General features: G+C 46.9%; 3 protein-coding genes and 1 pseudogene. All 4 read left to right on the top strand.

Features of this window, described 5'->3' with window-relative positions:
* A pseudogene (locus Q0198_RS04695) lies at positions 1-262 on the top strand (carboxynorspermidine decarboxylase); the annotation flags it as partial.
* A gap of 95 nt (positions 263-357) precedes the next feature.
* Entirely contained in the window at positions 358-1317 is a 960-nt protein-coding gene (locus tag Q0198_RS04700; RefSeq protein ID WP_297895584.1) for a formate dehydrogenase subunit gamma, read from the top strand.
* Between the two features lie 84 nt (positions 1318-1401).
* Positions 1402-1998: a sulfurtransferase-like selenium metabolism protein YedF gene (gene yedF / locus Q0198_RS04705; protein ID WP_297895587.1), complete on the top strand. Its 597-nt coding sequence runs from the start codon at positions 1402-1404 to the stop codon at positions 1996-1998.
* Entirely contained in the window at positions 1998-3017 is a 1020-nt protein-coding gene (gene selD / locus Q0198_RS04710; protein ID WP_297895590.1) for a selenide, water dikinase SelD, read from the top strand. The genes yedF and selD overlap by 1 nt, the downstream gene beginning before the upstream one ends.
* Positions 3018-3079 lie beyond the last annotated feature (62 nt).

Here is a 3079-nt window from a genome sequence, read left to right on the forward strand (position 1 = left end):
TAAATTTAGCTACCGCTTCGGCGGCAATACCTGCCTCGCAGGCGATGTCGTGGGGCTTGAGAGTGGACGGCCCGAGTATAAATTTGACGCGCCGCTAAACATCGGCGATCGGGTGATTTTCGAGGATCAGATCCACTATACTATCGTGAAAAACACGACCTTTAACGGCATCAAGTTGCCCGATCTTGTTTTGGCGGACGAGCGCGGAGAGGTTTTAATGATCAAAAAATTCGGCTACGACGAGTACGCGAGGCGAAACTAGCGCGGCGCTTAATGCAAAAATGTAATTTTGCTTTGTAAGAAAATTTTTTGCAAAAAATGATATAATCGGCTCAAATTTTATATCTAAGGAAATCCATGAAAAGATTGTTTCTCGCGCTTTTCGCCTGTATTTATGCGCAGGCCGAGGAGAAAAAATACGCCGATATCGTGCAGGGAAATAGCGATGTTTGGGGCAATGCAAGGCTTGAAAATATCGATAGCTACGGCAACGGCTTCGGTCCGATCTTTCTGCAATTTCAAGGACATCTGCAAAGCTCGGGCTTTTTTGCTTGGTTGGCGTTGGGTGCGGTTTTGGGCGTAATCATAGCTTTTATTGGGCACTACGCGATCATAGGGCCGAAGCACTTCGATCATCACGCGGGCAAACCGATCTATGCATTTAATAAATTTGAGCGATTATATCATCTAGTAGCGGCCGTAGCATGGGCGATTTTGGTTCCGACAGGCTTAATTATGATGTTTGGCGAGGAATTCGGCGGCGGCGCTTTCGTGAGGTTTTGTAAAAACGCTCACGGACTGGCTACGATAGCGTTTGCGATTGCCGTTGTGCCTATGCTAGTGACATGGTTTTGGCGTATGCTACCGCGAGCTTACGATATCAAATGGATGATGATCGTGGGCGGCTATTTAAGCAAAAAGAAGCGCACGATCCCTGCGGGTAAATTTAACGCAGGCCAAAAGGCGTGGTTTTGGGTCGCTACTTTAGGCGGCATAGTGATGATAGCGACGGGTGCGTCAATGTTTTTCCTAGACTATGATATCCCCGCAATGAGAAGTGCGCTAGGTATGAGTCAGATCGAAATTTTAAGAGCAAGCGCGATTATTCATAATTTTTTGGGCGCGGTCTGCGCGGTATTTTTGCTTGTGCATATCTATATGGCGGTCTTTGCGATCAGCGGTGCCATCCACTCGATGATTGACGGACACAAGCCGGAGGAGGAAGTTTACGTACTTCACCACTACTGGTATCGCGAGCTGCTCGATAAAGGGCAGATCGCTAAATCGCAATTTGAAGCGAAGTACCCGCGCTTATAACTTGGGCAAATTTTACGCGAGCCTGCTTGCGTGCGGCTCGCATTAGCTTTGAGGTTCAAAGAATTTTATTTTTAAGGATTACATATGCAACTAGATTGTCGCAATTTAAATTGCCCGGAACCGCTTTTGCGCACTAAAAAAGTCCTCGGCGAGCTAAAAATCGGAGAGAGTTTAGAAATTTTAGTAAACGACGTAGCGCCGCGCGAAAACATAAAACGCTTTTTGTCTAAAAACGGCTTTGAGGCGCAAATTTCACAAGCGGGCGCTGACACGCTTATAAAAACCGTAAAAACGGACGAGCTTAAAGATGAAAGTATCGACGATATTTATTGTAGCGTAACGGCGCCAAAAAGAGGCAAGGTGATATTTCTAAACGAGGAGCAGTGCGGAAGCGGCCCGATCGGAAAGAGTTTGCTCGCTAAATTTTTAGGCGCGGCGTTAAGCTTAGACGAAAAACCCGTGAAGGTCATCTGTGTAAACAACGCCGTGCACATAACTACCAACCGCGGCCACGAATGCTTTGAGGCGATTAAAAAACTAAACGAAGCGGGAGCTGAAATTTTAAGCTGCGGAAGCTGTCTGGAGGGCTACAAACTGGTCGATAAGCTCGCGATCGGCGAGATTTCAAACGCATACGAAATCATGGACATCTTATCAAAATACGAAGCAATCAAACTATGATCTACAGAGATTTTAACCTCACGAAATTTATTGCAGCCGCCGGTTGAGCCGCCAAGCTTGACCCGGCGGGTCTAACCGAAAATCTTGGAAATTTAATCGAGCCCAATGCAAGCCTGCTTTCGTCCACCTGCAGCAACGAAGATGCGAGCGTATTTTGCATAAATGACGATCTTGCGCTAGTGCAAACGCTCGATTTCATCACCCCTTTGGTGGACGATCCGTTTATCTTCGGACAGATCGCGGCGGCAAACTCCCTAAGCGACGTATTTGCGATGGGAGGCGAAGTGATAAACGCCCTAAACATCGTGGGTTTTGACGATTGTCATTTCTCAAACGAAATTCTGCGCGAAATTCTGCGCGGCGGCAAAAACAAAATTAAAGAGTGCGGAGGGGTCTTGGTGGGCGGCCACACCATCTCTACCCCCGAAATTTATTATGGACTTAGTGTCACGGGGCGTGTGAATCCGCGTAAATTTTGGAGCAATAATACAGCGCGTGAAGGCGACCTGCTGATCCTAACAAAACCTCTAGGCACGGGCATTGTCGCTACGGCTATTAAGGCGAAATTTCTTAAATTTGAAGAATTTCGTGACGCGATAGAGAGCATGATTTTGTTAAATTTTTATGCCGTGGGCGCCTTGGCGAGCCTAAAAATACATGCCGCGACCGACGTGACGGGCTTTGGACTGCTTGGACACGCGCTTGAAATGATAAACGGGAACGTGAGTTTTAAAATTTATCCTAGCAAAATTCCGCTTTTAAAAAGCGCCCTCAGATGCCTTGATGAGGGGCTGATCCCCGCCGGAAGCTATAAAAATTTAAAATTTATCGCGCCTGGTGTCGATTCCGAGCCGGACATAACGCTTTGCGACGCACAAACCAGCGGCGGACTTCTGCTTGCCGTAGCGGAAAAGGACGCGGCGCGAGCGCTTGTAAATTTAAAAAACGCAGGCTACGCTAGTAGCGCTATCATCGGCGAAGTTATAGCACATGCCGAACATAAAATTTATTTAGTTTAAAATCTTTCCTATTCAGCCCCCTTTAAGCATCACTCTTGTATAATCACAATTCTGTTTCGCAC

Origin of the sequence: uncultured Campylobacter sp. (assembly GCF_938045205.1) — a bacterium.
Classification (GTDB): domain Bacteria; phylum Campylobacterota; class Campylobacteria; order Campylobacterales; family Campylobacteraceae; genus Campylobacter_B.

Bases quoted from the DNA above. Each gene is read 5' to 3' on its own strand.
- Q0198_RS04700 (WP_297895584.1), top strand. From the start codon at position 358: ATGAAAAGATTGTTTCTCGCGCTTTTCGCCTGTATTTATGCGCAGGCC.
- yedF (WP_297895587.1), top strand. From the start codon at position 1,402: ATGCAACTAGATTGTCGCAATTTAAATTGCCCGGAACCGCTTTTGCGC.